The 525-nt window shown below is 67.8% G+C and carries 1 protein-coding gene; it reads left to right on the forward strand.

Annotated features, from left to right (window positions below; genetic code table 11):
* Positions 1 to 105: 105 nt before the first annotated feature.
* Positions 106 to 525: hypothetical protein (locus A9Q02_RS17520; RefSeq protein WP_141509002.1), on the forward strand; the 420-nt coding region annotated here is incomplete at its 3' end.

The raw sequence follows: 525 nt of genomic DNA on the forward strand, positions 1-525 counted from the left end.
CTGCCGTACTATGCCCACCGCGTCGCGAACTGGTGGAGGTCAACCCACACCAGCCCAGCAACGCATGCCCCCGCATGCCTCGCTTGGGCACTCAGCTACGACACGATGGGGAATCCGCTCGCCAGTGAGCGCGACGACGTGCGGCTCACGGCCTTGCTCCAAACGATGGGGCACGGCCCCGATCCGCCGCTGGTGCCCATCACCCATTACCCCGGCCCTGGGGCTACTGCCATCATCGGCGGCCTCCTGCGCGACCGTGAGGACTGCTTCGACGACGAGGAGCGTGCCCAGGTGCGCCAACGCGCCGCGTGGGGCTTCCGCGACGAGTCCGATGGCTTCGTTGATCGGCCCGCCTGCGCGATTGGGGGCCTCGTGCCAGCCCGCTATGCGCGTGCCGCAACTGCGTGGTACGCGCAGTTGATTATCGATCTTGAAGCCGCCGCTGAGCTCGACCCGTTTCAACGCCGCATCCACCTGCTCGGGATCGGCAAGCCTTCGTGGGTCTGCCGTTCGCCGCTGGTGCTG

The sequence above is a fragment of the Candidatus Chloroploca asiatica genome, from assembly GCF_002532075.1.
Classification (GTDB): Bacteria; Chloroflexota; Chloroflexia; order Chloroflexales; family Chloroflexaceae; genus Chloroploca; species Chloroploca asiatica.